Source organism: Mycolicibacterium sp. XJ1819, assembly GCF_053483675.1.
Genome location: NZ_JBEFST010000005.1, coordinates 63,341 through 89,468 on the forward strand (window position 1 = coordinate 63,341; position 26,128 = coordinate 89,468).

Annotated in this window: 26 protein-coding genes and 1 other RNA gene; 10 read left to right on the top strand and 17 right to left on the bottom strand. The window is 66.4% G+C overall.

The genetic code is table 11. The features are described 5' to 3' along the window. Positions 1–187: 187 nt before the first annotated feature. The 5 genes from ABQE89_RS06765 to ABQE89_RS06785 all read right to left on the bottom strand — a co-directional run bounded on the left by ABQE89_RS06765 (position 188) and on the right by ABQE89_RS06785 (position 4,823). Entirely contained in the window at positions 188–1,225 is a 1,038-nt protein-coding gene (locus ABQE89_RS06765; RefSeq protein ID WP_448415403.1) for a phosphotransferase, read from the bottom strand. 26 nt (positions 1,226–1,251) lie between these two features. Next, positions 1,252–1,857, bottom strand: coding sequence for a nitroreductase family protein (locus ABQE89_RS06770; protein WP_448415405.1), 606 nt, complete (start codon positions 1,855–1,857; stop codon positions 1,252–1,254). A gap of 10 nt (positions 1,858–1,867) precedes the next feature. Further along, positions 1,868–2,683 (bottom strand): mycofactocin-coupled SDR family oxidoreductase, encoded by an 816-nt coding sequence (locus tag ABQE89_RS06775; RefSeq protein WP_448415407.1) that lies wholly within the window; start codon positions 2,681–2,683, stop codon positions 1,868–1,870. Beyond that, complete coding sequence (locus ABQE89_RS06780) at positions 2,670–3,965, bottom strand: cytochrome P450 (RefSeq protein ID WP_448415409.1); 1,296 nt, start codon at positions 3,963–3,965, stop codon at positions 2,670–2,672. Before ABQE89_RS06780 ends, ABQE89_RS06775 begins: the two co-directional genes overlap by 14 nt. 120 nt (positions 3,966–4,085) lie before the next feature. Then, positions 4,086–4,823: a class I adenylate-forming enzyme family protein gene (locus ABQE89_RS06785; RefSeq protein ID WP_448415411.1), complete on the bottom strand. Its 738-nt coding sequence runs from the start codon at positions 4,821–4,823 to the stop codon at positions 4,086–4,088. Positions 4,824–4,901: 78 nt separating this feature from the next. Here ABQE89_RS06785 and ABQE89_RS06790 point away from each other — a divergent pair, with 78 nt between their 5' ends. The 6 genes from ABQE89_RS06790 to ABQE89_RS06815 all read left to right on the top strand — a co-directional run bounded on the left by ABQE89_RS06790 (position 4,902) and on the right by ABQE89_RS06815 (position 10,186). Beyond that, on the top strand, positions 4,902–5,525 hold the full coding sequence (locus tag ABQE89_RS06790) for a TetR/AcrR family transcriptional regulator (RefSeq protein WP_448415413.1): 624 nt from the start codon (positions 4,902–4,904) through the stop codon (positions 5,523–5,525). A 65-nt stretch (positions 5,526–5,590) separates the two neighbouring features. After that, positions 5,591–5,950 (top strand): hypothetical protein, encoded by a 360-nt coding sequence (locus ABQE89_RS06795; RefSeq protein WP_448415415.1) that lies wholly within the window; start codon positions 5,591–5,593, stop codon positions 5,948–5,950. 51 nt (positions 5,951–6,001) lie between these two features. Further along, positions 6,002–7,150 carry an acyl-CoA dehydrogenase family protein gene (locus ABQE89_RS06800; RefSeq protein WP_448415417.1) on the top strand — a complete coding sequence of 383 codons (1,149 nt, stop codon included), beginning with the start codon at positions 6,002–6,004 and terminating at the stop codon, positions 7,148–7,150. A gap of 136 nt (positions 7,151–7,286) precedes the next feature. Beyond that, positions 7,287–7,682 (top strand): hypothetical protein, encoded by a 396-nt coding sequence (locus tag ABQE89_RS06805; protein ID WP_448415419.1) that lies wholly within the window; start codon positions 7,287–7,289, stop codon positions 7,680–7,682. Positions 7,683–7,895: 213 nt separating this feature from the next. Next, positions 7,896–9,224: a histidine phosphatase family protein gene (locus ABQE89_RS06810; RefSeq protein WP_448415421.1), complete on the top strand. Its 1,329-nt coding sequence runs from the start codon at positions 7,896–7,898 to the stop codon at positions 9,222–9,224. A gap of 101 nt (positions 9,225–9,325) precedes the next feature. After that, positions 9,326–10,186: an IclR family transcriptional regulator gene (locus ABQE89_RS06815; protein WP_448415423.1), complete on the top strand. Its 861-nt coding sequence runs from the start codon at positions 9,326–9,328 to the stop codon at positions 10,184–10,186. A 7-nt stretch (positions 10,187–10,193) separates the two neighbouring features. Here the strand turns inward: ABQE89_RS06815 and ABQE89_RS06820 are convergent, their stop codons facing one another. The 4 genes from ABQE89_RS06820 to ABQE89_RS06835 all read right to left on the bottom strand — a co-directional run bounded on the left by ABQE89_RS06820 (position 10,194) and on the right by ABQE89_RS06835 (position 15,052). Next, complete coding sequence (locus ABQE89_RS06820; protein ID WP_448415425.1) at positions 10,194–11,300, bottom strand: acyl-CoA dehydrogenase family protein; 1,107 nt, start codon at positions 11,298–11,300, stop codon at positions 10,194–10,196. Positions 11,301–12,056: 756 nt separating this feature from the next. Further along, positions 12,057–12,968, bottom strand: a complete 912-nt coding sequence (locus ABQE89_RS06825; protein WP_448415427.1) for an Ntn hydrolase family protein — start codon at positions 12,966–12,968, stop codon at positions 12,057–12,059. Beyond that, a complete protein-coding gene (locus ABQE89_RS06830) occupies positions 12,965–13,456 on the bottom strand; it encodes a DUF309 domain-containing protein (protein WP_448415429.1) in 492 nt (163 codons plus the stop codon). Before ABQE89_RS06830 ends, ABQE89_RS06825 begins: the two co-directional genes overlap by 4 nt. Before the next feature lie 162 nt (positions 13,457–13,618). Beyond that, on the bottom strand, positions 13,619–15,052 hold the full coding sequence (locus tag ABQE89_RS06835; protein WP_448415431.1) for a serine hydrolase domain-containing protein: 1,434 nt from the start codon (positions 15,050–15,052) through the stop codon (positions 13,619–13,621). An 80-nt stretch (positions 15,053–15,132) separates the two neighbouring features. Between ABQE89_RS06835 and ABQE89_RS06840 the strand changes: the two genes are divergently transcribed. Continuing rightward, entirely contained in the window at positions 15,133–15,906 is a 774-nt protein-coding gene (locus ABQE89_RS06840; RefSeq protein WP_448415433.1) for a DUF1906 domain-containing protein, read from the top strand. Between the two features lie 295 nt (positions 15,907–16,201). Here ABQE89_RS06840 and ABQE89_RS06845 read toward each other — a convergent pair whose 3' ends face one another. Next, the gene (locus ABQE89_RS06845) at positions 16,202–16,792 is read right to left on the bottom strand and encodes a TetR/AcrR family transcriptional regulator (protein WP_448415435.1); all 591 of its coding nucleotides are present in this window, start codon (positions 16,790–16,792) and stop codon (positions 16,202–16,204) included. Positions 16,793–16,892: 100 nt separating this feature from the next. Here ABQE89_RS06845 and ABQE89_RS06850 point away from each other — a divergent pair, with 100 nt between their 5' ends. Then, a complete protein-coding gene (locus tag ABQE89_RS06850; RefSeq protein ID WP_448415437.1) occupies positions 16,893–17,186 on the top strand; it encodes a DoxX-related protein in 294 nt (97 codons plus the stop codon). Next, positions 17,183–18,472 (top strand): cytochrome P450, encoded by a 1,290-nt coding sequence (locus ABQE89_RS06855; RefSeq protein ID WP_448415439.1) that lies wholly within the window; start codon positions 17,183–17,185, stop codon positions 18,470–18,472. Before ABQE89_RS06850 ends, ABQE89_RS06855 begins: the two co-directional genes overlap by 4 nt. A gap of 49 nt (positions 18,473–18,521) precedes the next feature. On the opposite strand, the gene ABQE89_RS06860 is transcribed toward ABQE89_RS06855, so the two are convergent. The 4 genes from ABQE89_RS06860 to ABQE89_RS06875 are packed head-to-tail and all read right to left on the bottom strand — an operon-like array spanning position 18,522 to position 22,760. Then, positions 18,522–19,790, bottom strand: coding sequence for an amidohydrolase family protein (locus ABQE89_RS06860; protein WP_448415441.1), 1,269 nt, complete (start codon positions 19,788–19,790; stop codon positions 18,522–18,524). A 13-nt stretch (positions 19,791–19,803) separates the two neighbouring features. After that, positions 19,804–21,018 (bottom strand): amidohydrolase family protein, encoded by a 1,215-nt coding sequence (locus ABQE89_RS06865; protein ID WP_448415443.1) that lies wholly within the window; start codon positions 21,016–21,018, stop codon positions 19,804–19,806. Positions 21,019–21,021: 3 nt separating this feature from the next. Continuing rightward, complete coding sequence (locus tag ABQE89_RS06870; RefSeq protein WP_448415445.1) at positions 21,022–21,825, bottom strand: acetoacetate decarboxylase family protein; 804 nt, start codon at positions 21,823–21,825, stop codon at positions 21,022–21,024. After that, positions 21,822–22,760, bottom strand: a complete 939-nt coding sequence (locus tag ABQE89_RS06875) for an SDR family NAD(P)-dependent oxidoreductase (protein WP_448415697.1) — start codon at positions 22,758–22,760, stop codon at positions 21,822–21,824. Before ABQE89_RS06875 ends, ABQE89_RS06870 begins: the two co-directional genes overlap by 4 nt. Positions 22,761–22,825: 65 nt before the next feature. Between ABQE89_RS06875 and ABQE89_RS06880 the strand changes: the two genes are divergently transcribed. Then, entirely contained in the window at positions 22,826–23,704 is an 879-nt protein-coding gene (locus tag ABQE89_RS06880; protein ID WP_448415446.1) for an IclR family transcriptional regulator, read from the top strand. 51 nt (positions 23,705–23,755) lie between these two features. Here ABQE89_RS06880 and ssrA read toward each other — a convergent pair. The 3 genes from ssrA to ABQE89_RS06895 form a co-directional block, all read right to left on the bottom strand. Next, positions 23,756–24,123: a transfer-messenger RNA gene (gene ssrA / locus ABQE89_RS06885) on the bottom strand. Positions 24,124–24,299: 176 nt separating this feature from the next. Then, positions 24,300–25,136 (bottom strand): maleylpyruvate isomerase family mycothiol-dependent enzyme, encoded by an 837-nt coding sequence (locus ABQE89_RS06890; protein WP_448415448.1) that lies wholly within the window; start codon positions 25,134–25,136, stop codon positions 24,300–24,302. A gap of 1 nt (position 25,137) precedes the next feature. After that, complete coding sequence (locus ABQE89_RS06895; RefSeq protein ID WP_448415450.1) at positions 25,138–26,103, bottom strand: alpha/beta hydrolase; 966 nt, start codon at positions 26,101–26,103, stop codon at positions 25,138–25,140. Positions 26,104–26,128 lie beyond the last annotated feature (25 nt).

The window sequence follows — 26,128 nt, forward strand, 5'->3', positions numbered from 1 at the left end:
TGCATCGGTAACGTCAGTCACGTTGACCCCTTCGTAGTGCACGACATCACAGTCGCTAGATAGTAACTACTGTATAGCTGTCGGGGTGGCGGATTGTCAACGGCCCAATAAGGGCAGGTCGCGATAACCGGCTACGCCCTCAACTCGGCCATCCCGCAACGGCTTTCTGAGTCAGCGGCATGGGCATTCAGCGCGCCGCCCCGACTGCCTGGGCCGTGTCGAGATCCACCACCGCGGTTGCGAGTCGCGCGAGGGTTTCGCGGATGATCTTCGCGGACTGGAAGGCCTCCGGGTTAGTCAGCCAGGCGAACATTCCGTACGCCATATGGATGCGGTAAAGGTGCCACAGTTCCTCGGCGGCGGGTGCCGTGGTGATGCCGGCGGACGCGAGGGCATCCAGGTAGTGCCGCAACAGGTCGCGTTCGTTGTCCCGCCGCTCCTGAGCCGTCATCGCTGAACCAAGTAGATACGCCAAGTCGAAGGCCGGCGAGCCGCGACCGAGCACCTGCCAGTCACACAGTCCGACGCGATCACCGTCGAAGTAGATGTTGCCGGGGTGCAGATCGCCATGGAGCAGCGTCTGGGGTTTGCGTTCGGAGTTCGCGACGTATCCCCAGAACAGCTCGAGGCAGTGCTGCGCATCGCGAAGTTGTGTCGGCAGGACATCCCGTCGCTTTGCGATGAACTCCGACACCACGTCCGCACCAAGCATCGAGAAGTAGGCCCGCCCCCGGCTGTCGGGATCGGCGAAGTGCTCCAACCAGTCGGCGGTGTTCAGCCACGGACTGTTCCAGCGCGACGCGTGCAGGACGGCGATGCTGTCAAGCACGGCGGCCACTTCGTCGGCCGACAGCGGCGTCAGCGCAGACCCGAAGCGAACCGACGGACGGCTCAAGTCCTCCATGAGGATTCCGCCGAACAAGTCCTCGTCGACATCGGCCCAGAACACCTCTGGCGTGGTCACCTCGCTGTGCGGGCGTTCGTCACGAAAGAAGCGCGCTTCGGTTGCGTAGATGCCCACGGGCGCCATGAATAAGGCGTGCTCTCCCAACCCGCCCTTGAAGCACATCGCTTCCGGAAACGGTGGCGTGCCGGAATAGCCGATGTCGAGAAGAACCTTGGTCGCCGTTCCGCCGATGATCTCGCGGATCCCGACGGATGTGACCTCGGCCGCAAGTGCTTGCGAGAGCCACGCAGGGGTGATGTCGGCCGGGCTGCGCGGCACCGGGGCGGTGACCGGCCTCTTCGCGGTCACCATGACGAACCGAAGGTCTCCCGATAGGTGACCTCTGAGAAAGGCCGTCGCCGTGGTGGTTTGAGTTCGGTCGGCGGCTTGCCGATATACACCGCCGCCATAGGGTTGACCTTCTCCGGCAGCCCGAGCCGATCACGGACACGCTCTACGCCGAATGTGGTGAGCCCGGTCGTCAGACACGACCCGTAGCCCAACGCATTGGCAGCCAGCAACAGATTCTGCACGGCCGGGTAGATCGACGACTGGGCGAACACGTCAAGCACCTTCTCGGTGTCGACGCACACCACGACGACCACCGGTGCTGCCGCGAATCCTCCTGTGCCGACGGCGTGTTCGAGGTCGGCATACATCGGTCCCGACGCGACCTGACGCGCGTACTCGGCGCCGCCCGCCTGCCAAGTCTCGGTCCACCACGCAGCCAGGTCGCGTCGGGCGTGCGCATCGCGGACGACGACGAAGTACCACGGCTGGGTGTTCTCCGCGCTGGGTGCGTGTACCGCCGCAGACAGGATCTGCTCGACATCGGAATCTGGCACTTTTTCATCGGGGTCGAAGCGCCGGCACGCCCGCTGCGCGTTGATCACCGCGAACAGATCCGCCATCGATTCCTCCTCAGACCTTGGTGGCGCCCATGTCGACAGTGAGCTGTGTTCCGGTAACCGCACGAGACATATCCGAGGCGAGATAGACGACTGCGTCGGAGATGTCATCGACCTGCGCCGGCATCAACGTCGGGAGCATGCTGCCGAAGGACACCACGTAGTTCGGATGAGCCGTAAGCGTCTTCTCGACAAGCGGATCCTCGGCCATGGCCGTCGCAACGCCCCACGGATGGATGGAGTTGACCCGGATATTGTATTCACCGAGTTCGATAGCTGCCGCCTTTGTCAGCCCGGTCACCCCGTGCTTCGCCGCTGTGTAATGGCTTTGCGCTGGCAGTGCCTTCAGCCCTGCCACTGAGCTGATCGTGATGATCGATCCGCCGTTACCCGCCGAAAGCATATGCGGCACCGCAGCTTTCATGGTGCGCCAGACGCCGGTGAGGTTGATGTCGATCATCGCCTGCCACTGCTCGTCCGACATCTCCCAGAAGCGAGCCCAATTGCTGATCCCGGCGTTCGCGACGACAACGTCGAGGCGCCCGCCGAATCGTGAAACTCCGTCGGCCAATATCGCTTCGAGAGCATTCGAGTCACGCACATCGGCCGTTTCGATCAAACACTTATGCCCTTCGGCCGCCAGCAGCTGTGCCGTCTCCTTGAGATCGGCGTCGCTCGCCGCGGCATAGCCGTTATGCGGGGAGACAGTGCCCGCAATGTCGACGCCGATGACCGACGCACCTTCGCGGGCGAGGCGTAGCGCGTGGTTGCGCCCCATACCGCGCGCCACCCCGGTGACGAAGGCGACTCTGCCGTCAAGCAATCCCATGCGAACTCCCAGCCGGCTTTCGCGGCGCGCTGCCGCCACCCCGTCGGGGTGCGAAGGCGATCGGAATGGATTCGTAGCCATAGGCGATGCCGACATCGTCATGCAATTGGAGTCTGTGTTCATCCACGGTGTAGTTCGGGATGCGCTGCAGGATCTGCTGAATCATGACCTTGACCTCCAACCGGGCCAGATGGGAACCGAGACATCGATGGATACCGCGACCAAAGGTCATGTGGCGGTTCGTCGTACGACGAATGTCGATCTCATCCGGTCTCTCGAACTCGCGTTCGTCGAAGTTCGCCGATGCCCACAGCATGTACACCCGATCGCCCGCTTGGATCTTTTGGTCCGCAACGGTGGCGTCGGTACGGGCGGTTCGCTTGAAACCTTGAATCGGACACGTGTAGCGCAGGAACTCCTCGATCACACTCGCCCACAACCGGTCATCCTGCGGAGTGTTGGCCAACTCATCGCGGATGTCAGGGTGGCGATACAGTTCTACGAGCGTGCTGGCCGTCGTATTGGTCGTGGTGTCCAGCCCGGCGAAGACGAGTTGCGCAAGCAGGGCTACGAGTTCGAGGTCGTCGAAAGGCTGCCCGTCGAATTCGAGTTCGGCGACAGCGGTGATGATGTCATCGGCAGGGTTCCTGCGCCGATCGTGCAGCGTGGCAAGCAGTTTCGTCAGGTCGATCGCCGACAGGTCGGGCCCGTACTCGCCCGGCCGACTGAACTGAGCGAGGACGGCATCCGACCACACCTTCCAGTCGCCACTGTCCAACCCCAGCCAATCAAGGACAACGATGGCCGGCACTGGCGCACAGAACTGCGCCACGACGTCACACTCTCCGTCAGCGATGAACGAGTCGATCCAACTGTCCGCCACCGAACGGATGTAGTCCTCACGGTTGCGGACGACTGCCGGCGAAAACAGCGGTTCGAGTTTGCGCCGGATCTCGGTGTGTACCGGCGGATCGTAGGAAACCGGCGGACCGATCACTCCCCTTCCGGATTCCAATCGCTGCCGCTGATCCTCCGGCGGCAACGAATCGTTCAGATCGGGAACAAGGATGCCCTGACTGGAAACGAAGGTTGCCGGGTCACGCACGACCTCCTCGATATCGGCGTATCTCGATGCCACCCAGAACCCTTCGTAGGCATCCGACCAGGTGAATGGACATTTCTCCCGCAGTTCCCGATAAACCCGCTGCGGGACACCGTCTTTGGCGAGAGCGGGGTCGTGATGGTCGAAACGTGCCAACATCCGCGACTCGATGCCCGTCATTTCGTCCTCTCACGTCGCGACGCCATCAAACAGCTGTGGCGCCGGTCACCCTGCTAGTAAGTAGACACTATATAGACGGCTACCCGTCGACTGTCAATAACATCGGGAGGTTGCGCACCGTCAGCGCGCGCCGCAGTTCAAGGGCAGGGTGCCGGCTTCATACCACTCGCGCAGCAGGTGCTTGCGCACCTTGCCCGTGCTGGTACGCGGCAGGGTCGATGCGACGATCCACTCCACCGGCCGCTTGTAGGGGCTCAGGCGCGCCGCGGCAACTGCCGCCAAGTCCGTGATATCGATGTCCGCGTCCGTCGCGGGGATGACCGCCGCCACCACGCGCTCACCCAGCCGCGCGTCGGATACTCCGAAAACAGCGCTCTCCGAGACGGATTCAAGCGACGACAGCGCCTGCTCGACTTCGGCGGGATAGATGTTGAGACCGCCGCGGATGATCATCTCGCGGATCCGACCCCGGAACGTCAACACACCGTTGCCGTCCATCGCGCACAGATCACCCGTGGCCCGCCATCCCTCGGTGTCGACGGCTTCGTCGATGCCGCCCCCGGGCTGCAGGTATCCGGTCATCGTCAGCGGACCGCGGACACACAACTCCCCGACTTCGCCGACAGGCACCACGGCGCCATCACGGTCGCGGATGACGTAATCACGACCGGCCAGGCAGCGCCCAAGAGTCCGGGTGCCGGTCAACAGGGCAACGCGGTCGGCTCCGTTGACGAAAGACTGACCATCTTGCGGGATTCCGGCAGCCGACGGTCCAGGGCCCGCCGCAGACCCAACGGCACTACTGGACAAGATCAGCCACCTAGACTCTTCCGTGCGCGGGTGAAAACTATATAGCATTCACTGTATAATGTGACCTGCGGCGGGTGTCAATGGTTGACGATCGGATAGTCCGCGCACGGCCGAGAAGGGGATCAAATGACGACCGGGGCGAAACGCAGCCCTCGCAGCCGACGTTCCGGCGACGAGGTGCGCGCCCGGTTGCTGTCGGCCGGCAGAGAGGTCTTCGCCGAATTGGGCTACGCGGGTGCGACGACCAAAGAGATCGCCACCCGCGCCGAGGTCGGCGAGGTGCTGCTCTTTCGTCATTTCGGCAGTAAGTCAGGGCTGTTCGATGAGGCGGTGCTGGCCCCCTTCGAAGCGTTCGTCGATGAATGGGTCACGCGCTGGGCAGAGCTTCGGTCGACGTCGAAGTCGATCGATGAGTTGGCGCGCGATTACATCGAGTTGCTGTACGGGTTTTTCGCCGACAATCGTGAGCTCGTCATCGCCCTGCTGAATGCGCAGGTGCATCACCCCGGCGCCGCGACCCGACTCCAGACGATGTTCGAGCGGTTGGCGCAGAACGTGCGTGAGGCCACGTTGGAGTATCGGGTGTCGACCCTCGAGCCGGACATCACCGTCAAACTCACCTTCGGGATGGTGATGTCCGCCGTGGTGCACGCCGAGTTCCTCTTTCCCACGCCAGGCAAGCCGTCTCGCGATGACCTCGTCGACCAACTCACCCGGTACATGGTCCACGGAATCTTCGACGCGAACTGACATCAACCGAGTGCGGCCACGCATCGGCGTTGTACAGTGCCTGCTATCTACTTCAGGAGGCTGCTGTGGCGGATCGATTGTTGCTTGTGTTCACGAATCCCGTTGAAGGCCAAGAGGCTGACTTCGACGACTGGTACGACAACACCCATGTGGGCGATATCCTTTCCGTGCCCGGAGTGGTCGCGGCGCAACGATACGACCTAGCCCCGATGACCATTCCCGAGGGGGCAGACTTACCGGCGGATCTGCCTGCGCCCACCCACCGCAACCTCACCGTGTACGAACTCGACCGGGACCCCGACGAGGTCATGCGGGAGTTCACCGCCCGTGCCGGTACGGACCAGATGCGGCTCGACGAGAGTCTCGATCTGACCAGCGTGTCGGTGACGCCGTGGACGGCGAAGGGCCCGCGCCGCACGGGCTAATCGGTTAAATATATAATCGATAAGCTGCCGACCGACCCGAGGAACAGACCCTTGCGCCGAGACATTTTCGAATCCGAACATGACGAGTTTCGCGCGACCGCGCGCTCGTACTTCGAGACGGTCTGTGTGCCACACACCGACGAATGGGAGGCATGCGGCCACGTCGACCGCGAAGCATGGGTGGAAGCCGGCAAGCTCGGCCTGCTGGGGTGGGAGATGCCCGAGGAATACGGCGGCCTCGGGCTGAAGGACTTTCGCTACAACGCGATCGTCAACGAAGAGTTCTGGGGGTCCGGCGCCGTCGGTATCGGTCTCGGCGTACAGAACGACATCCTCGCGGGCTACTTCTCCGAGCTGACCACCGAGGAGCAGAAGAAGCGGTGGCTGCCTGGTTATGTGTCAGGGGAACTGATCACCGCGATCGCCATGTCGGAGCCGGGTGCGGGCTCCGATCTCGCCAACGTCAAAACTTCGGCGCGCCGCGACGGTGATGACTACATCATCAACGGAGCCAAGACGTTCATCTCCAATGGCCTGCTGGCCGACCTCGTCGTGGTCGTGTGCCGCACCGACCCCGAGGCCGACAAGCCACACAAGGGCCTGAGCCTGATCGCCGTCGAATCCGGCATGCCCGGTTTCACCCGCGGGCGCAAGCTGGACAAGATCGGTCAGCGGTCTGCGGACACCGCCGAACTCATCTTCGAAGACGTGCGGGTGCCCGCCGCGAACCTCATCGGCGAGGAGAATCACGGCTTCTACCATCTGATGCGCAACCTGCCGGCCGAACGGCTCGGAATTGCGATCCACGCGTCAGCGTCGGCGCGTAGGGCACTTGAGCTGACAGTGCAATACGCCCACGACCGCAAGGCCTTCGGCCAGCCCATCGGCACCTTCCAGGTGAACCGGCACGCCATCGCCCAGATGCAAACCGAACTGGACATCATGCAGACCTACGTCGACAAATGCATCATGGCGGTCAACAGCGGCGAGCTGACCGCCGATGAGGCCGCCGGAGCCAAATGGTGGTCGACTGAGGCCCAGTGGCGCATCATCGACCGGTGCCTGCAGCTGCACGGCGGCTACGGCTACATCAACGAATACGAGATCGCGCGGATCTGGCGCGACGCCCGAGTGCAGCGCATTTACGGCGGCACCAACGAGATCATGCTCGACATCGTCGGCAAGGGAATGGGCTTTTGAGCCAGCCGCCGCGGTTTCGGCGTGTGCAGTCGCGCTGAGCGCAACCCACCACGCCGAAATCGCGGACGAACCGTAGGCCCCCGCGACTAACGGCGGTCAGGTAGGGCTGGCCAACGTCAACCTCGGCGCCGATGCCGTGCTCGTCAACGTCAACACCAAGTCGAACAAGAGCATGCAGGGCGCCGGGGGCGGCGCGGTCGACGATGGGATCGACGAGAAGATCGACCCATCGCAGAGCGGCACGTCCGGCACCGACGGTGACGCGGACCTGCCCGGGGGGTCGAATGTCGATGACAGCGATGATGATTCGACGGCCGACATCGACATCGACATCGATTCCGGCCTGGACTCCGACGAGGGCACGACGGACGGCCAGGGTGACGGGGCGCCGGGCGGCACCACCGGTGGCACTCCGACGGGCGGCGACTCCGAGAGCGCGCAGCCGGATTCAAACGACTCCGATGACTCCGACGACGCCGACGGTTCGGATGGCAGCGACGGTTCCGGTAGCGGGTCCGGCACCGGAGAGTAAATCGCCAGTGAGCTGAACTGGCGGGCGGCCCCCTCGATGCCGGGGGGCCGTCTCCATTTGGGCTGGCCCAGGTCTCGATGAGTGAGACTGCGGCTTGTCCGCATTCCGCTGCGCGTTCACGGTGAGCTATCCGTGTCACCGAAAAAAGGAAGTTCTGTGAACGAAGGCTCCCAAACCCGTAGAAGGGCGCTCTGCAGATACTGGGGCGCCGCCGTGTTCTCATTGCTGCTCCTGTTCGGAGCGGCGGTTCCGGCCGCCGCGGCCGAACTGATGCGGGTGACGTTCGTCCGGCACGGCGAGTCGGCGGGCAACGCCTCGGGCCTGATCGACACCTCGACGCCCGGCCCCGTTCTCACCCCGACGGGCCAACAGCAGGCGCGCGACGTCGTGGGCACGCTGGGCGACAACAACTACGACGCCATCTACGGATCGACGATGGTGCGCACGCAGCTCACCGGCGCGCCGATGTCGCAATACCTGCGGCTGCCGATCCAGGTGCTGCCCGGTCTGCAGGAGATCGAGGCCGGCATCTTCGAAGGCACCCCGGAGGCCGACGCCGAACACGGCTACGCACAGGCCATGTTGGCGTGGACCTTCGCGGGCCAACGCGACGTGCGGATCCCCGGGTCGATCAACGGCCACGAGTTCGACGCCAGGGTCGACGGTGCACTGCAGGCCATGTACGACAACGGCGACCGCAACCCGGTGGTGTTCTCCCACGGCGGCACGATCATGTTCTGGACGATGATGAACGTGCAGAACCTCACCTTGGCTGAAAAGATCGAACTGCTGCGCAGCAGCCCGTTGGACAACACCGATTACGTGGTGATCGAAGGCAATCCCGAGGACGGCTGGACGTTGGTGAACTGGAACGGCCAGCAGTTCAGTCCAGATCTCACGCTCGCCGGGGCCACCAGGCTGCACATTCGGACGTTGAGCCGCCAACTCGTGGGTAGCGTGCAGCAGGTCGTCGAAGCGTTGGCCACTGGCGACTTCGCCAAGATCGTCACCGCGGTCAACCGCGGTGTCGCCGACGTCGCCTATTCGACCGTCAAGTTCCAGCGCGCGATGATCGCCAAGGTGAGCAGCGAACTGGGCAACGTGTTCGCGCCCACGTCACCTGCGCCCGCACCGGTCGAGGAGTCGACGGTCGCTGCGGACAGCACGTCGGGCGCCGACGTCACCCAGGCCCCCGAGGTCGCGACGTTGATGAACACCGAGGCCACCGAGGCGCCTGCGGACACCAAGGCCGCCAAGCACACCGCGACCACGGATATCGAGGCACTTGAGGTCTCGGCCGTCGATGACTCGTCGATCGTCATGACGGAAACCGATACGGCGGCCGACGACGCGAGCGATCTGACGGGCGGCAAGGCGGTGCTGACCCAGACGCAGACCCGGCCGGGACAGCTGCCCGACACCGGCGACGACGTCGACGATCCGTCCACCGTCACCGCGCCGAAGTTCGACGACGACGGCGACACCGGCCCCGGCGATACCCAAACCGGTGCCGACGACAGCCAGGGAAGCGAGGCCGCGTGAGGTACTGGTACTGACCAGCGTGACCGCCGGCCCCTTCCGTCTCGGATGGAAGGGGTCGGCGGCGCTGTGAGATCGTTCGGGAGCCGACAACTATCGCGGAGGTGACATTGCAGCGAGATTCTCGTCGCGCAGCCGATGCGCCGACGTCGATGGTGGCCCGGGTCGCGCTGATCCTCAATTCCTTCGACCACACCGACACACCGCTACACCTCGACCAGGTGGCCGGCCGAACGGGTTTGCCGCGCTCCACAGCACATCGGATCCTCACCCAGTTGCACTCGGTGGGCCTGCTGCAACACCTCTCGGAGGGCTATCGTCTGACGGCCGCCTCCGCCCCCGCCGGCGGTGTCGACCACTCCGCGCTACGCGGTGTCGCCTCCCCGGTTCTCGAACGCTTGCGCGCCGACACCGCGCTGGCCGTGCACCTGGGCGCGCTGCGCGGCGCGGATGTGCTGTGCCTTGACCAGATCTCGGGCGGCAGCGGTGCCGCGGTCCCGATGCGGGTCGCCGGCCACACACCTGCGCACGCGAGCGCATTGGGCAAGGCGATGCTGGCACAGCTCGCCCCCGAGCAGGTGGACGAGATATTCGGTGAGCCGCTTCGCAAATGCACGCCGGCGACGATCGCCGATCTGCCCACGCTGCATGAGGAACTGGCGCGAATCAGGTCCCGGCACGGGCTCGCCTACGACGACCAGGAACTGGCGGTCGGCTTGTCCAGCGTGGCGGCTCCGATCCGACTTCCCGCCGGCGAATTGGCGGCGCTCTCCCTGACCGGCGCGATGCCCGCGGCCCGACTGCAGCGGATGGCACCGTTTCTGACCCGTGCCTGTCGGGGTATCGGCGAGCGCGTCGCGAACCGGCCGTCGGCATCGACTCGCGGCCCGGGCGCCGTGTCCATCACCGACGACATGTTGTCGCGCGTGCTGCGCACCCTGTCCTCCGCCGACGACTGGGTGTGACCGGTCGTCACCAGATGAGGTCGTCAACGTCGAGGCCCAACGCGAACCGGCCCGCCACCGACAGCACCTGCTCGACATTGCTCGAGACGTGCAGGCGGGCGGTCTGCACATCGCGCCAGACGCGGTCGAGCAGGCCGGCATCGACGGCATCGGCAGCGTCGGCCGCGTTCTGCACGACCGTGCTGACCGCGCGCACCGCACGGTCGGCGGCCATCACCTGGTCGCGCCGCGTCCGAAGGACCAGTTCGGTGTCCGGATGCGCGCCGCCGCGAACGCACTCCATGAGATCGGCCACGTTGCGCCGGATCTGGAGCACCGACAGCTCAATGTCGCTGTGGGCCACGGAGACCGGGTCCGTCGGCGCCGACGTGTCGGCGGGCCGCCCGGCCAGCACGCCTTGCGCTGCGCCCAGCAACGGCATGGTTCCGGCCAGCGTGTACACCGTCGGCTGCGGAAGCCGGTCCAGCGCGGGCACGGTCGCGTCGAGGTGGAAATCCAGCCAGCTGAACGACCGATGCCGGGGCACGAACGCTCCCCACACCACGACGTCGTCGGCGCCGATCCCACGCAACCCCACCCCGTTCCACGTCGACTCGACGACGTAATCGGAGCGCGGCACCAGCACCGCCACGAAATCCTGGGCGGCGCCGTCGGGCCCGACGAGCAGGGCCGCCACGCTCAGCCACGACGCGTGCTGCGCGCCGGTGCACCGCGTCCACCGACCGGACAGCCGAAACCCGCCGTCGACGGCCTCGAGCCGCCCGGTCGGGGCGTATGACGAACACAGCAGCGCACGTGGATCGGCGCCCCATATCTCCTGCAGCACCCGCGCATCGCGCACCGACAGCCCCCAGTTGTTGACCGCGAGCCACCCGGCCAGCCACCCCGTCGAGGTACAGGCCGACGAAAGCTCGCGGGTCGCCGTCAGGTACACGTCCGGTTCGACCTCCAGACCGCCGTACGGTTTGGGCTGCAGAAGCGCGAAATAGCCCGCGTCGTGCAAATCGCTGATCACCCTGGGGTCTACCGCGCCGTCTCGGTCCACCCGCGCGGCCGCGGCCGCGATGCCGGGCAGCAGGGACCGCACCGAGTCGAGGACGGACTCCGACGTCACGCCTACCATTGTCGCTGTCCGTGGAGGTGGGCATGACCGAACCGGTCGGTATACATCAGGCAGCGCGCGAGATCGTCGACGCGGTCACGGCGCAACCTGTTGCGACGCTGCGCGGCTCGGCGGCCTGCCGGATGCTGCAACCGGTCCGCTTCGGCGGCGCCGCACTGCGCGACGATGAATTCGTCGCCGCCGTGTGCGAGATCGCCGCGCTCGACGCGACGCTGGCCTGGTCGGTCGCGATCTGTAACGCGGCCGCCCACGAAATCGGCGAACTGCCAAACAATCTCGCCGACGAAGTATGGGGCGAAGACCCGGATGCGTTGATCGCCAACACCTGTCGAGCCGACGGTGACCTCGACCGGGACGGACTGCTGACCGGTCGCTGGGAGTCGGTGGTCGGCGCGCAGCATGCCGACTGGCTGCTGCTGCCGATCGATGGCGAGCGGCGTGCCCTGGTGCCGCGCACGGCGGCGCGCATCGACCTGACCGACGCGGGCAGGTGCGAGGTGACGGTCCGCTCGGCTCCCGTCGACAACTGCCACGTCGTCTCCGGACCGAGCGATCGCGTCGCCGTTCTCGCGGGAGCGGGACTGGCCGCGGCGGTGGTGGGAAGCGCCGACGGGGTGTGGCGAAAACACGTCGAGCAGATGCGCATCCACCTGGCCACGTCGTACGGCGGGGATCAGGTCACCAAGGCGGCGTCGGCACAGTTGGCCCGGGCGGCGTCCGACGTCGACGCCGCCAAACTTCAGGTCCTCACCTCGCTCGAACACGACGACCTGGCCGCCGCGACGTGGACCCACCGGCAGGCAGTCGCGCGAGCGCGTGACGCAGCCGATGGACTGCTGGGCAGAAGTCGACACGCGCTGGACGCCTCCGACCCCGTGACCGGTCAGTGGAAGGCCGTCCACGCGGGCGCCCGGATGGCTGCGCGTTTTCTGGGTTAGCGGCTTTTCGGGGGGTCGGCGCCGTCGGCGAACAGGTCGTCGAGTGCGTCCTCTTCGAGACGCAGCCACCGACCGACATGCGTGCGAATACGGTCCACCTCGTCGGCGTCGAGGTGATGGGCCCCTCGGGAGTGATCCGGCACAGGTCCATCGGCCCACCCACGCTGGGCGAGGACGTGTCCAGCGCGTCGAGCACCCGCAGTGCGGCGACCAGACCGTGTTCGACGCTGCGTTCGGTCGTCTGAAAGTTGGCGAGCAGGGCATAGGCCTGCTGCGCCATCGGCGCACCGCTGCCGACCGCCTGGAAGCCGGTCTCCTCGTAGTGCCCGATCAGGCCGTGCGGGTCGATGTCGACGATGAACGGCCGATCCCCCGCGTAGCCGGCCGCCAGCACGTAGGTGGCCGGTGTCGCACCACTCGACGTCGCGGCGGGCACCTCTTCGATGAAGTTCTCGTAGTGATACTTGAGCACGGGCACGGTGCGCTGCTGCAGGGCTCGGCCGATGTCCTCGGCCTCGAGGATCGCGTCAGGTTCGGCGGCGAAGATCTGTTCGAGGTCGAAGAGCACCGCCCGTGATCCGCTGCCGCCCCACGCCGCGTGCTTGCCCATCTCGTGCAGTTTCTGCGCCGGGTAACTCAGCCCGCGACCCGGATCGGTGATCTGTGAATCCGACGCCATCACCAGTCCGTCGGCGCAGCGCAGCGCGAGCACAATGGTCATTCCGCATTGTTCCCACCGGCTGCCCGGGCCAAACGGGGCCTCAGCCGCGCGGGGGCGATCGCGACGTCGGCCTCAAGGTCGGCGATCAACGCGTCGGCCGAGGCGGCCAGCCCGGCGGCGTCGATGCCATGGGGCGCCTGCTCGTCGGCGAGCACCCCTGATGCGCGGCGGAGCACGGCGATCGCGCCCTTGGCGTTGCCGCGCTGGGCGTGGGTGATGCCGACCGCGAGTTGGGCGAGCGCCTGCCACAGCGCTCTCTCGTGGTCCGGGCCGTTCTTCCACGCGGCCTCGAGCACTTCGTGCGCGTTGAAGGCCAGTCCCTGATCCAGCAGGTCCTGGGCGTAGGCGAGGGTGTCGGCCGGCGGCAGGTCGAGGTCGTCGGGAATGCGTGCGACGCCGTCGCTTCCGTACGGAAGTGGTCGGCCGAGGGCGTCGCGGGGCCGGTCGCTGCGCGGCCGCCCGGTGTCGTCACGATCACGTTCGACCATCTGCCCATCATGGCACTGGGTCGTTTTTGGCCGCCGAGAGTGACGCTGTGACGGAACCCATGGCGGCTATGGTGGCCGCGATGCACGTCGTCACGGGCTTCATCGCCTCGATGGGGCTGGGTCAAACGGACTGCGAGCGTCCGAGAACGACCGCCCGCCAATTCAGTACAGCCCCAGGGCCTTGGCCGCCGCCGTCGCCACGTCACTTTGCAGATCCGAGACGGGCCGACTACCCCGCACGTGGATCGCGTTGGTGAACAGCACCACGTAGGTGTCGGAGCCGGGGTCCAGCCACAGCGAGGTACCGGTGAACCCGGTATGGCCGAAACTGCCCACCGGGAAGACCGTGCCCCGCGGCCGGGAATGCCAGGTGTCGATGTCCCAGCCGAAACCGCGCAGATTCTGTCCCCGGCCGGGCTGCTGGGCAGTCGTCATCAACTCCAGCGTGGGCGGCGTCAGCGGAAACGCGCTGGGGCGGCCCGCCAACCGATCGAGCAGCGCCTGCGCGTACAGGCCCACGTCGTGCACAGTGGAGAACACCCCGGCATGACCGGCCACGCCGCCCATGCGACGCGCCGTCGGGTCATGCACCGTGCCCCGTAGCAAGTGGTCGAGGTCGGGGTTCTTAACCGGGTCGGCTCTGCCCTCCTCGTCGAGTGCTGTCGGTGCGATGCGCGCCAGCAGATCGGTGCTCCAGGTGCCCGGCGGGCATGCGGAGGGGTGGCCGTTGCGTGCGGGTGCCCACGCCACCGCCGATCCCCTGAGTTGGTGCGGCCCACAGGCTTTCGACGGTGGCAGGTAGCGGGTGTCGTCCATTCCGAGCGGTGTGAACACGTTTGACTGCACGTAGACGTCTTCGGTCTGGCCGGTGAGCCGCTCGATCAGTGCCCCGAGCAGGACGAAGCCGATGTCGGAGTAGCGGAACACCGCGCCGGGTTCCGACTGCAAGGGCGTGGTCAACGCGCGGCGAAGCCCTTCGGCCTTGTCGGCGCGCTCGAGCCCCCACGGGTCGCGCAGGTCGAGATCTCCCGGTAATCCCGAGGTGTGGGTGAGCAGCATGCGCACGGTCACCCGGGCTCGCTGCGGATCGTTCGACGGGTTGAACTCCGGCAGGTAGCCCTGAACCGGGGCGTCGAAGTCGACATCGCCGTGTTCGTGCAGTTGCATGACGGCCGTCGCGGTGGCGATCGGCTTCGTCAACGACGCGATGTCGAAGACGGTGTCCACCGTCATCGGTTCGGCGGGCGTGGGTGAGCCGTCGAGGCCCTGCTGCCCGGCAAGCTTGCGCACGCCGTAGGCCCGCCGGAGCACGACCTCGCCGCCGTGCCCGATCAGCACCACCGCCCCGGGCAGCCGATGTGCCGCGATCGCGTCGTCGATGAGCCGGGAAACCGCCGGAAGATCACCGATCGGGGTGTTGACCGGCGTCCGGGGAGGTGGTGGCGGTTTCGCGTGCGGCGTGGCCACCGGACTCGAGGGCGACGCCTCCCTTTCCGGCGGGGCCGGATCAGCGCACGACGCCACCCCTGCCAGCGTGAGTACGGCAGCGCCCAGGGCAACCGCCCTCCACGCAGGTCGTTCGAGGAACCTGACCATTGCCACCTCGTCGGATTGAGGGTGCGTGCGATGCGGCGCTTCGGCACTCAGGATAGGGCCGCGGTTGTTAGCATCGCGCCGTGCCTGACCGGACACCGTCACGCCGCGACATGTTGAAGTTCGCCGCAGCCACTCCGGTGCTGCTGGTGGCCGGGGCGACACTGTCCGGGCCGACCGCGTCAGCGCGGCCGTTGCGATTGGTGGATTTCACACACCGCCTGGTGGCAGCCGACGAGATCAAGGCTGCGGGTTACGACGGGGCGCTGGTCTACGTATCCGAGCTGCGGCCGGGTGCGGATTTCGATTTCAAACCCGTCACGCGCCAGTACGCCGATTCGCTGCGCGCGGCGGGTCTACACGTCGTGAGCTGCTATCAGTACGGCAAGCCGGGCTGGCCGACACCGTCGGACTACACCCGCGGCTACGACGGCGGCGTGGCGGACGCGCAGACGGCGCAGCAGCTTCACTCGGCGGCCGGGGGTCCGCCCGCGGCGCCGATCTTCTTCAGCATCGACGAGGATATCGACCTCGACACGTGGAATACCGTTGCCGCGGACTGGCTTCGAGGAATCAACTCGGTTCTCGGGGTGAGCCGCACCGGTGTCTACGGGCACTCGCGGACATGCGCGTGGGCCATCGAGGACGGGGTGATCGGACCGTCCACCACCGACGGGCACTGGTGGGCGTGGCAGACCAGGGCGTGGTCGGGCGGTGCGCGCGAACCGCGTGCCGTGCTGTATCAGGCCGTGGTCGTGACCGGACCTGATACGGGCATCGCCATGGGCGGCACCCAAGTCGACGAGAACGAGGTGCTGGCAGCCGATTTCGGCCAGTGGGACCTCGATCGATCTTGAACCGCAAGGGAATGCTTCGATCGGATCGGTGAGGGCAATGGTCCACGTCTCGACGACTCCCGGCCTCGGCTCTTGCCGCGGCGCTGGTGGATGTTCGGGCTGGTGGCGTTCCTGAGCCTGTGGCCCAGCGCATCTGACCCCCGGCAGTGCCGCGCTTGCCGTTCTGGCCTGGTATGGGGTGGGCGGTCCTTTCTCGCGCCCCCTGCGGCCGCGACGTGCGACTCGGATTCGTCGCCGACCGGTATCAGCGGCTACTTCAGCGATGCTGCCGGCCTGAAGTATCCCCGGCCAGGCGTCAGCGCTCGATGCCTCGCAGCAGGGCATCTATCACTGCCAGGTAGCGTTTGGTCGTTTCGCGCGCGGAGGACGTCACGCTGAGCGTTCGGTACAGCGTCGCTCCGATCAACGCGTCGGTGGCGGCTTCGATGTCGACGTCGTCGCGAATCTGGCCCGCCGAGACACCGATGCGCAACCGGTCCACCACAGCGTCATGAAAGCGGCTGGTGAGTTGCCGGTAGAGGGTGTCACGGTCGTGCAGGTCTTCGGCAGCGGCGGCGGCGAGTGAGCGAACCAGTGCGACGTTCTCGGCGGTCGAACCGATTTCGGCGTACATGTGCATCCACGTCGTCAGGTCCGCGCGGGTATCGCCGGTGTCCGGAAGCGTGAATTCGGCTTGGTCGTACGCCCGCATGACCGCCTCGGCCACCAACGGCGCCTTCGACGGCCAACGCCGATACACCGTCTGGACACCAACGCCTGCGATCGCAGCGACCCTGTCCATGGATACCCCGCGGTAGCCCGATTCGGCCAGCAGCGTCCGCGTGGCGTCCAGGATCGCCTCGTGCACGGCCGCGCTGCGCGGTCGCCCTCGCCGGGTTTGGCTCACACGAACACGGTAGAGGCTCTGGACAACCGCCCCGGCACGTAGCACGATTAACGAGAAAACAATTCTCGTATTTATTGCGGCCGCAAGATCGGGGTGCGTGATGACCGACGTGGACACTGCGCGCTCACGACAACTGTTGGGCCTCATGGTGAGTCTGATCGGTGCGGCCCACTTCGTCGTGCCACGCCTGTTCGATCCCGTGAATCGTCTCGGCTTCCCCACCCGCGCCCGCACCTTCACCTACGTCAACGGCGGGCTCGAAACACTGTTGGGACTCCTCATGGCGGTTCCCCGCACCCGCCGGCTGTCGATGGCCGTATCCGCTTGCTACGTTACCTATCTGACGGTTGCGATCGTCCTCGCGCAACTTTCCGGCCATCGCGGGCGCCAATGACCAAGACCGATCAGACGGGCCAGACCATCAAGCTGGTCGGCCATGCGATCCGGATGAACGTCGCCGCCGCCGTCCGCACGCGCCGGCGCGCCCATGACGGTTGGACCGGCGCGATCAACACCGACTACGACCCACAGGACCCGGACACTGCCGCACAACCCTTCGACGCGTACCGGGCTCTGCATCGCGGCGGCCGGGTGCACTACAACCCACGACGTGCCACCTTCATCGTGGCCCGCCTCGACGACGTGCGGGCCGCGCTACACGATACCGACCAGGTCACCAGCACCCAGGGCGTCACGCGGTTGAGGTTTTCTGCGCCGCTCGCAGTGCTCACCGACGGAGATGAACACGCCCGCCTGCGCAGACAGGTGCAACCGGGGTTCAGCAGGGGCGCCATGGAATCTTGGCAAGAGATCACCGAGAAGCTCGCCGTGGAACTGGTCACCGACCTGCTGGACAACCCCGGTTGCGATGTCGTGCAACGGCTGTCGATACCGATGCCGATCCGTTTGATCGCCAAGATCCTCGGCGTTCCCGATACCGACCTCGACGACTTTCGCCGCTGGTCGGAACGCGGCGTCGGCCTCATGGAGCTCAAGCCCACGCTCGCCGGCATCGCCGACGCGGCCGGATCCGTGGTGGCGATGGCGGCCTTGCACCGTTACTTCAGAACACAATTCGCGGCGGGCGGGCTCAAGGGATCGGACACCGTCCTCGGGCGGCTACTCGAGCACAACACCGACGGCAGCCTCACCGACCAGCAGCTTCTGCTCATCGCCATCCATCTGCTCATCGCCGGCAACGAGACCACGACCAACCTCCTGGGCGGGATGTTCGACACCCTTGCCCATCGCCCCGGTCAGTACGACCTCATTCGGACCAACCCGGAGCTGATTCCGCTTGCGGTAGAGGAACACCTACGGTTCACCACACCGATCCAGAACCTGTACCGCTACACCCGGGCCGACTACCGTATCGGTGACGTCGTCATCCCCGCCGGTTCACGCGTGCTGCTGTCCTTCGGCGCGGCGAACCGCGATCCCACCGTCTTCGACGAACCCGACGAGTTCCGCGCGGACCGCGACCCGCGTAAGCACATCGCCTTCGGCTACGGGGCACATATGTGCTTGGGAGCGCCGCTGGCCCGCATGGAAGCACAGGCCGTGCTACGCCAACTCGTCACCCGCGTCGCGCGAATCAGTCCGGCGGGCCCGACAAAATGGTCGACCCACAGCTCGCTACGCGGACCCACCCGGCTGCCGATCCGGCTCACGCCCGCCTGAGGTGGCGACCGGCGCTGTCGACGGCAACGGGATACGCAGAGTCCCCGTGTCAGTTCTCCGCCAGGTCGGGGATGGGCTCCGACCCCGTCAGCCAGTGACGCCCGGCCTCTCTTGCCGCCTCCCACTTGGGAATGCTCACCGAGTCGTCCTGGCCGAGATCTGCGGGCGACGGGCCGATCCGTTGGGCGATCGGCGCCAACGCCGCCAGATCGAAGTTGTAGATGTCGGCCGCGGCCAACCCGAGCATCTGGCGGGTCTCCTCGATGGGAATGTCCCAGAACGCCTGCCGCAGCCATGCACGGGTGTTCGGCCACGTTCCTTCCGGATGCGGGTAATCGTTGCCCCACAGCATGTTCGAGACACCGATCTCGTAACGTCGCGCCAGTTCTCGACGCTCTGTCGTGGTCGCCCCGATGAAGCAGTTGCGGTCGAAGTAGGCCGACGGCGGCATCGTCAGCTCGCCCTCGAGCAGCTTGCTCATCTTCTTCGCCGAGTGCTCGCGCAGAAAGCGGGTGTCCATCAGCCAGAGCAGGTCGTTGGCCCAGAACGCACCGCATTCGGTGGCGCCCCACCGCAGGTTTGGGAACCGCTCGAACACACCGGCCCACAAGGCAAACCACAATGGCCTGGCTCCCCACCACCTCACCTCGGTGGTGTAGATCCCCAGGTGCGGTCCATACTCCTCACTCGGTGCCGCCCCCACGTGGGTGTGTACCGGCATCTGCAGGTCCTGACACGCGGCCCAGACCTTGTCGTAGCGACGGTCGTGATACGGCGGATAGTCACCCCACAGCACCGGGATCATGATGCCGCCCCGAAGACCAGCCTCGGCCGCCCGCGTGATCTCGACGACCGCCGCGTCGACGTCGGCCAGTATCGGGACCACCGCCACTCCCGCGCGTCGCTCGGGACTGTGACTGCAGAGTTCGGCCAGCCACCGGTTGTGCGCCCGCGCTCCCGCCATCGCCCGCCCCGGATCAAGGTCGCCCGACTGGCCCAGCCCGGCGCCGAACGGCGCCCCCGCGACTCCGGTCACCGCATCGGCGTCGGGGAAGATGACCTCTCCGACCACACCGTCGCCGTCGAGCTCCTTATCTCGTTGTGCGACATCCCATCCGCCGGCGATGCCTTCGCCGTTCTCGGAGAACCACTGCTCGGCGAAATCCTCGTCGATGAACCCGCCGGCCTGCGACGCGGCGATCTTCTCCGCGAGGTAGGTCTCGAAGTCTTCGCGGTATTCGGGGTCGATGTAGTCGCGGTACCGCTCGGTCGGAAGCTCGGCGTGGGTGTCCGCGGAGATGATGATGTAAGGGTCCACGTTGGTCCTTTCGCTACCAGGTCCGGATCGGGTCGGGCTCGAAGACGGTGCTGCTCGCACCTTCCGGTACGGCGTCCAGCGGCTGCGCGACCTCAAAGACTGTGGGACCGATCCGGTCGGCCAGAGGCCGCAGGGCCGCGAGATCGAACCCGTAGACCAGGGTCGCATTTCCGCCGAGCATGGCGGCCACCTCGTCCGTTGGGACGCCGCTGAAGGTGTAGCGCAACGCTTCTCGCGTGAATAAACCGGTACCTTCTTGATGGGGATAGTCGCTTCCCCACATGATGCGGTCGACGCCGATGGCATGCCGTTCGGCACACTCGACGGGACGCATGAAACTGGCGCCGACGTAACACTGCCGACTCCAGTACTCGCTCGGCTTGAGGCTCAGCGACCCGGCGGTGGGACCGGCGAAGCGCGCGATCGCCGAACCCTCGCGTGCATAGCGTGCTGCCGCGACATCCAGTGAGTCCAGGGTCGCCGGAATCCACCCGGCCCCTTGCTCGGTCAAGACGACGGTGAGATCGCGATACCGATCCATCACACCGCTGAAGATCAGGTGCCACAACGCTCGGTGGGCAAACCAGTGCGTTTCGTACACCCAGATTGCGAATGAGCTGCCCCATCCGTCGAGCGGACTCGGTCCCGCGTTACCGCCGTGGTGGTTGACCACGAGGCCGGCCTCGGCGCACGCCGCCCACAGCGGCTCCCAGTGCTCGGCGTACAGCTGCGGAATCGCGCTGCCCGGCGGGATTCCGGGCAGCAGCACCCCGCCGCGCAGACCGAGTTTCGCGATCCGCGCCACCTCGGCGACCGCTTCGTCGAGGTCCTCGAGCATGATCTGTCCCACCCCGGCACGCCGCTGCGGCGACAGAGAGCAGAAGTCAGCCAACCAGCGGTTGTGCGCGCGCAGACCGGCCCAGCGCAACTCGAGCTCTCCTGCGGTCTCCGGTGGGGTCGCGGCCAGGCTCGACGACGGAAAGAACGGCGGGATGGTGTTGGGGTAGATGACCTCCCCCGCGATGCCTTCCTTGTCCAAGTCGGCGTTGCGCCGGTCACTGTTCCAGTTGCGTTCGGCGTCGCCATCGATAAGGTCCTCGAACGGATTGACGTAAGCCTCGGCCCAGCGGTCGAATTCGTCCCTGAACTTCGGGTCGAGGTACTCGCGGTAGTCGAGCAAGTCGGCACCCGCGTGGCAGTCCGCCGAAATCACGGTGTAGCAATCCATGCGCTATACCCGTGTCGGTTCCGGCCTCGGTGCGGCGAGCAGCGCCACGTCGTCGTAACGCTGATGCACATACGGCAACAGCCACTCTTGCGGTACCCGTTCGGCGATCCGACCCACCTGTACGGTGCGCCGGCGACACCACGTGATCGAAGTGATCTCACGCACGACGACGTCGGCCACCGGGTCCAGCGGCGACTCCTCCAACGCGAGAGTCCCGTCGATGTTCTCCAGCAGCTCGTAGTGCCGATGGTATTCGCCGTAGACCAGGTGGGGATCGGTGATGCCGTCGCCGTCCGGAGCGCGCAAGAATTTGAAGTAGAACTCGGTGTTCACCTGATCGGGTGGCACCTCGGCGGGCGCGGTAATGCGACCGTTCACGGTGATCAGGCGATACCCCAGGCGGGAGACGGACGCGGTGACCGCGTCTCCGTCACGGTCGACGGCGATGTCGGCCAGTTTCTTGGGCTCGCCGAAGGTTTCGCGTCCACCGGTGACGGACTGTTCGGTGGACTGCGGCATGAAGAGCGGATAGTCGCCGTGGAGGTCGCCGTGTCGGGCCGTCACCGAGAACACCGCCGAGCCGAACGGGGGCCGACCCTCGATGCGGACCCGTTGCAGCTGGATGCGTACCAACGGTTCGGCGGCCGGCGCCAGAGGCCTGGGTAGGACAGCGGCGACGATGTCCGGATCGGTGAGGTAGGTGACGGTGATCGCCTCGGTGGCGATCGGCGCCTTGGTCGCGTCGATCTCGTGGTCGACTCGAGTCTCGGGCGGGCGAGGGCCATAGCGAACTGTGTTGGTGCTCATGGCTTCCCTTCTTCGGTCTCCGAGGCGTTCTTGGCGGTCGTGCCCAGGATGTCGACCAGGTAGTCGGGCTCGCCACGGGCCAGGATCGATGCCGCCTTCTGGCTCACCACCTGATCAGACGGCGTGGGCGGGCCGGTCATCCAGAATCTGTCGGTCCGTATTCCCTCGATGACCTGATCGGCGACCGTCTCCAGAGGCGTGAATTCGATGTGCGCACCGGCGGATTCGAAGCGGTCCACCACCTTCGCCAGGGTCTGGTTGGGGGTACGGCGTTCCTGCGTGGAGGCGTACTGCTGCGGCCGGTGACGCCACGACTCCCAGATGCCGGTGTTCAGGAAGCCCGCGGGGAACAGGACGTGTGCCCGCACGCCGGTCCCCGTCATCTGCAGGTGCGTGTAGAGGCTCTCAGTCAGGCAGAGCACTGCGGCCTTGGTCATGGGATAGACAGCCGTGGCCGGCCCACCCATCGCGCCCCGCGCGATGGGGGCGAATCCACCGTTGCCCGAACATGTGTTGACGACGTGCCCTTCGCCCCGCTCGAGCAGGATGGGCACGAAGGCCTTGATGCCGTGGATGACGCCGAGCACATTGACGTCGATCCCCCAGCGCCAGTCGGCGAGGTCGTGTTCCCACATGTAGCCCTCGGAGACCGCACCGGTGCCCGCGTTGTTGCACACGACGTGCACCGCCCCGAAGCGATCGAGCGCCGCCTTGGCGAGCAGGTCGACCGAGGAGTAGTCGGTGACATCGGTGACTACTCCGATTGCCTCGATCCCCTGATCTGTCAGGGCCCGGGTCGCGTCCTCCAACGGCTCGGCGAGAACGTCGGCCAACACCAACTTCATTCCTGCTTGACCGAACCGCCTGCCCATGGCGCGCCCGATCCCACCGGCACCGCCGGTGACGACGGCCACCTTGTCTCGAAGATCGTGCATTGTGGGCATCGTCACATGGTCGCGTATAGCACCGCAACGAGTCGCACTATGCGACCATTGCCATCGTGGCTCCGCGACCCTCCCCGCAGACCGAGCGGGTGGTGAACCTGTTCGAGCACCTCGCAGATGACGGGAGTCAAGGGATGACGTTGGCCGACGTGTCGCGCCGGCTCGACGTGCACAAGGCGAGCTGCCACTCGATGTTGTCGGAATTACTGCGGGCCGGTTGGCTGCTCCGCGACCCCCTGCGCAAGACCTACCACCTGGGCCCGGCGCTGGTGCGCCTCGGCCGAGAGGCGGCCGGCCACTATCCGGCCCTCGCGATCGCCCGCTCTGCGATGGTCGAACTGTCCGCCACCACCGGGGCACACTGTGTCGCCTTCGCGGTCGGCGATGACCACTCGACGGTCGTCGATCAAGTTCGAAGCCGTCTGGGCGGCGGCCACCCGATGCCGATCGGCACTCAGTTTCCCCACCGCCCGCCCTATGGCGCATCGATCGTCGCCTGGCGAGAAGAGGAAGTGCGCGAGGGTTGGCTGGCCGCGCTGCCCGGGGACGTGCGCGATCGATACCGCGAGGCCATCGCCGCCACCCGGCAGCGTGGCTACGCGGTCGGGCTTCATCTCCTGCCCGATCTACGCCTGCAGGAACTGGCGCTGATCGTCCGCAGTGCCGAAGTCCGGTCCACCCGGCTCAGCCAACTGGCGCAGGCCTTGACCGACGAATTGATCCGGCAAGAGGAATGGTTTCCGATCAGGGTTGACCCGGACCGCACCTACGAGGTCAGCCATATCGACTCGCCGATCCTCAGACCGGGAGGCATCGCGCTGATGATCAGCCTGGTGCCCAGCAACGGGCCGCTGAGCGGCGCCGAGGTCGGTCGGATGGGAGAACAACTCGCGTCGGTCACCCGGGGACTGAGCGCTGCCCTCACCGACGCATGACTTGTTGCGCGCGAACGAAACGGGCCAGGTCTTTCGACCTGGCCCGCGATGTTGTGGAGCTGCCGGGAATCGAACCCGGGTCCTACGGCGTTCCCTCAAGGCTTCTCCGTGCGCAGTTCGCTATGTCTCTACTCGGATCTCTCGGTCACGCGAACAAGCCGAGATGACGATCCCAGTCGCTGTTGATGTCCCGATGAGTCCCGCGACCGGACTCACCGGTGGATCCCTCTAGCTGATGCCAGACACCGGGTCGAGGGCTCTCCCGGGCTGACAGACTAGCTGTCGCTTAGGCAGCGAGAGCGTAGTCGCGCTGATTAGTATCGGCGCTTAATTGGTTGCAGCGACGCTTACGGTGGTCTCTTGCCTGCACCGGCACGCTTCCCTTGATTCGACGCGCGAAGTCGAAACCGTTCAGCCCCATGTCTAGTTGTCGAAACATCACACCTGCCGTTCGGCAGGACTCCCCATGATACGCCCTGATCAACACCGCACTCCAGCGCTTTAGTCCCGGGGCGCCGCATCGAGTGTGCGGTGGCGGCGGGGAAAACGGTCCAGACCCCGCCCTGGTCGCACAGTCGGCGCCGTGGCCGCGCGCTCAGATCACGTAGTTGAGGCGTTCGACGATACGCCGGCCGACGGCCTCGTCGCCGCCGTAGGTGATGGCGGCGTGGTCCAGCGGCGTGCGCCCGCCCGCCAACCGGGTGAACAGCAGGCCGTCGAGCCGGATCGTCGAGGTGGGCTGCTGGCCGCCGAAGTTGTCGACCACCTGTCCCCTACCCGTGACCGCCACGTTGATCGTGCGCTGCAGCGGGCCGGTCAACTCGATCGACACCCGCGCCCCCTCCGGCGCGCCGCCGAGCTTGCCGACCACGAATCCCATGCTGGCCGCGATCTCGTCGAGCGACAGCACGGCCGCGGGTCCGGTGAGTTCCTCGGCCGACGCCGGCAGGCCGACGGCGTCGCGGATGTCGTGTTCGTGCATCCAGCAGTCGAAGACCCGCACCCGCATGAACCGCCCGTAGCTGTCCGGGCCCGCCGGTGTCATGGTGACGGCGTTCCACTCCTCGTCGGGCAGAGCGCTCAATGCCGCACGGCGCTCGGCCGTGACGGCGCGGAACCTCTCGAGCAGTTCGTCACTGCCGATGTCCTGCAGCCTGCGCACCCACCGCTCGTTCAGCGCGCCGATGTCGTTGCGCACATGCTCGAGCGTCGACACGTCGACGTCGGCGTCGGGGGTGTCGACTCCCTGCAGCATCGACTCCACGCCGATCAGGTGCGCCACGACGTCGTGCACGGTCCAGCCCGGCAGCGCCGTGGACGCCCGCCACTGGGCGTGACCCAGACCGTCGCCGAGCGTGGCGATGTCGTCCCACACCGCGAACAGCCCGGCCAACACCGTCGGCTTGTCGAGAATCGTCACAACTCGCGCCATGTCACTCCCCCAATGCCGGACCGATTACCAGGTCCCACGACTCGCGCATCTCCGAGTCGAACAACCCCCACGTGTGCGCGCCTTCCGGCCGCTCGATGAATGTCACCGGCACACCCGCGGCCTGCGCGGCGTCGACGAACTGGCGGGAGCAGTCCAGCGTGATGCCCTCCACCAGCAGCCCACCCACCGGGTTCGGGAAGTCCGGCGGCAGATTGTCCACGGCGCCCACCCCGCCCGCCGAGGCGGCGACGTATACCGCGGTGCCCTTGAGCTTTTCGGCGTTCAGTGACGGGTCGTGCGCACGCCACTGCGGGCTGCCCTCCGGACCCCACATGTTCGCGGCATTTCCGCCCCCGCCGAGCACCGTCAACACCGTTTGGGTGTACTGCTTGCCCTGCGAGGTCGCCGGGCAGCCGCTGTAGGAACCGACAGCCTTGTACAGGCCGGGCGCCTGGATCGCCAGGTCGATCGCCGCACCGCCGCTCATCGACAGCCCGGCGATCGCGTTGAGGCCGTTGCTGCGCAGTTCCTCGTCCATCAGCGGGGGCAGTTCCTGGGTCAGATAGGTCTGCCACTTGTTGCGGCCCAGCGTGGGATCGTCGGCGATCCAGTCGGTGTAGAAGCTCGACCGACCGCCGACCGGTGAGACCACGTTGACGGTCTTGTCGCCGAAGAAGCCCGGGATATCGGTGAGCCCGAACCAACCCTTGTTGTCCTCGCCGCCGTCGGCGCCGTTGAGCAGGTAGAAGATCGGCGCCCTGGCATCGTCGGGCGCGCGGAACACGTCGTTCACGATGACCTTGTCCATCGCCGGCGAATACACCGAGATCTTCTGCCATCGATCGGTGACCTGCTCGACCCCGGTGATGTGCGCGCCACCGGGACTGGCCGCCGGCTGCGCCGTCACCGACGGCGCGAACGAGAACAGCAGGCCGACGACGGCCACTCCGATCTTGAGTTTGAGCACCCGCTGACTCTAGACAACTTGTCCG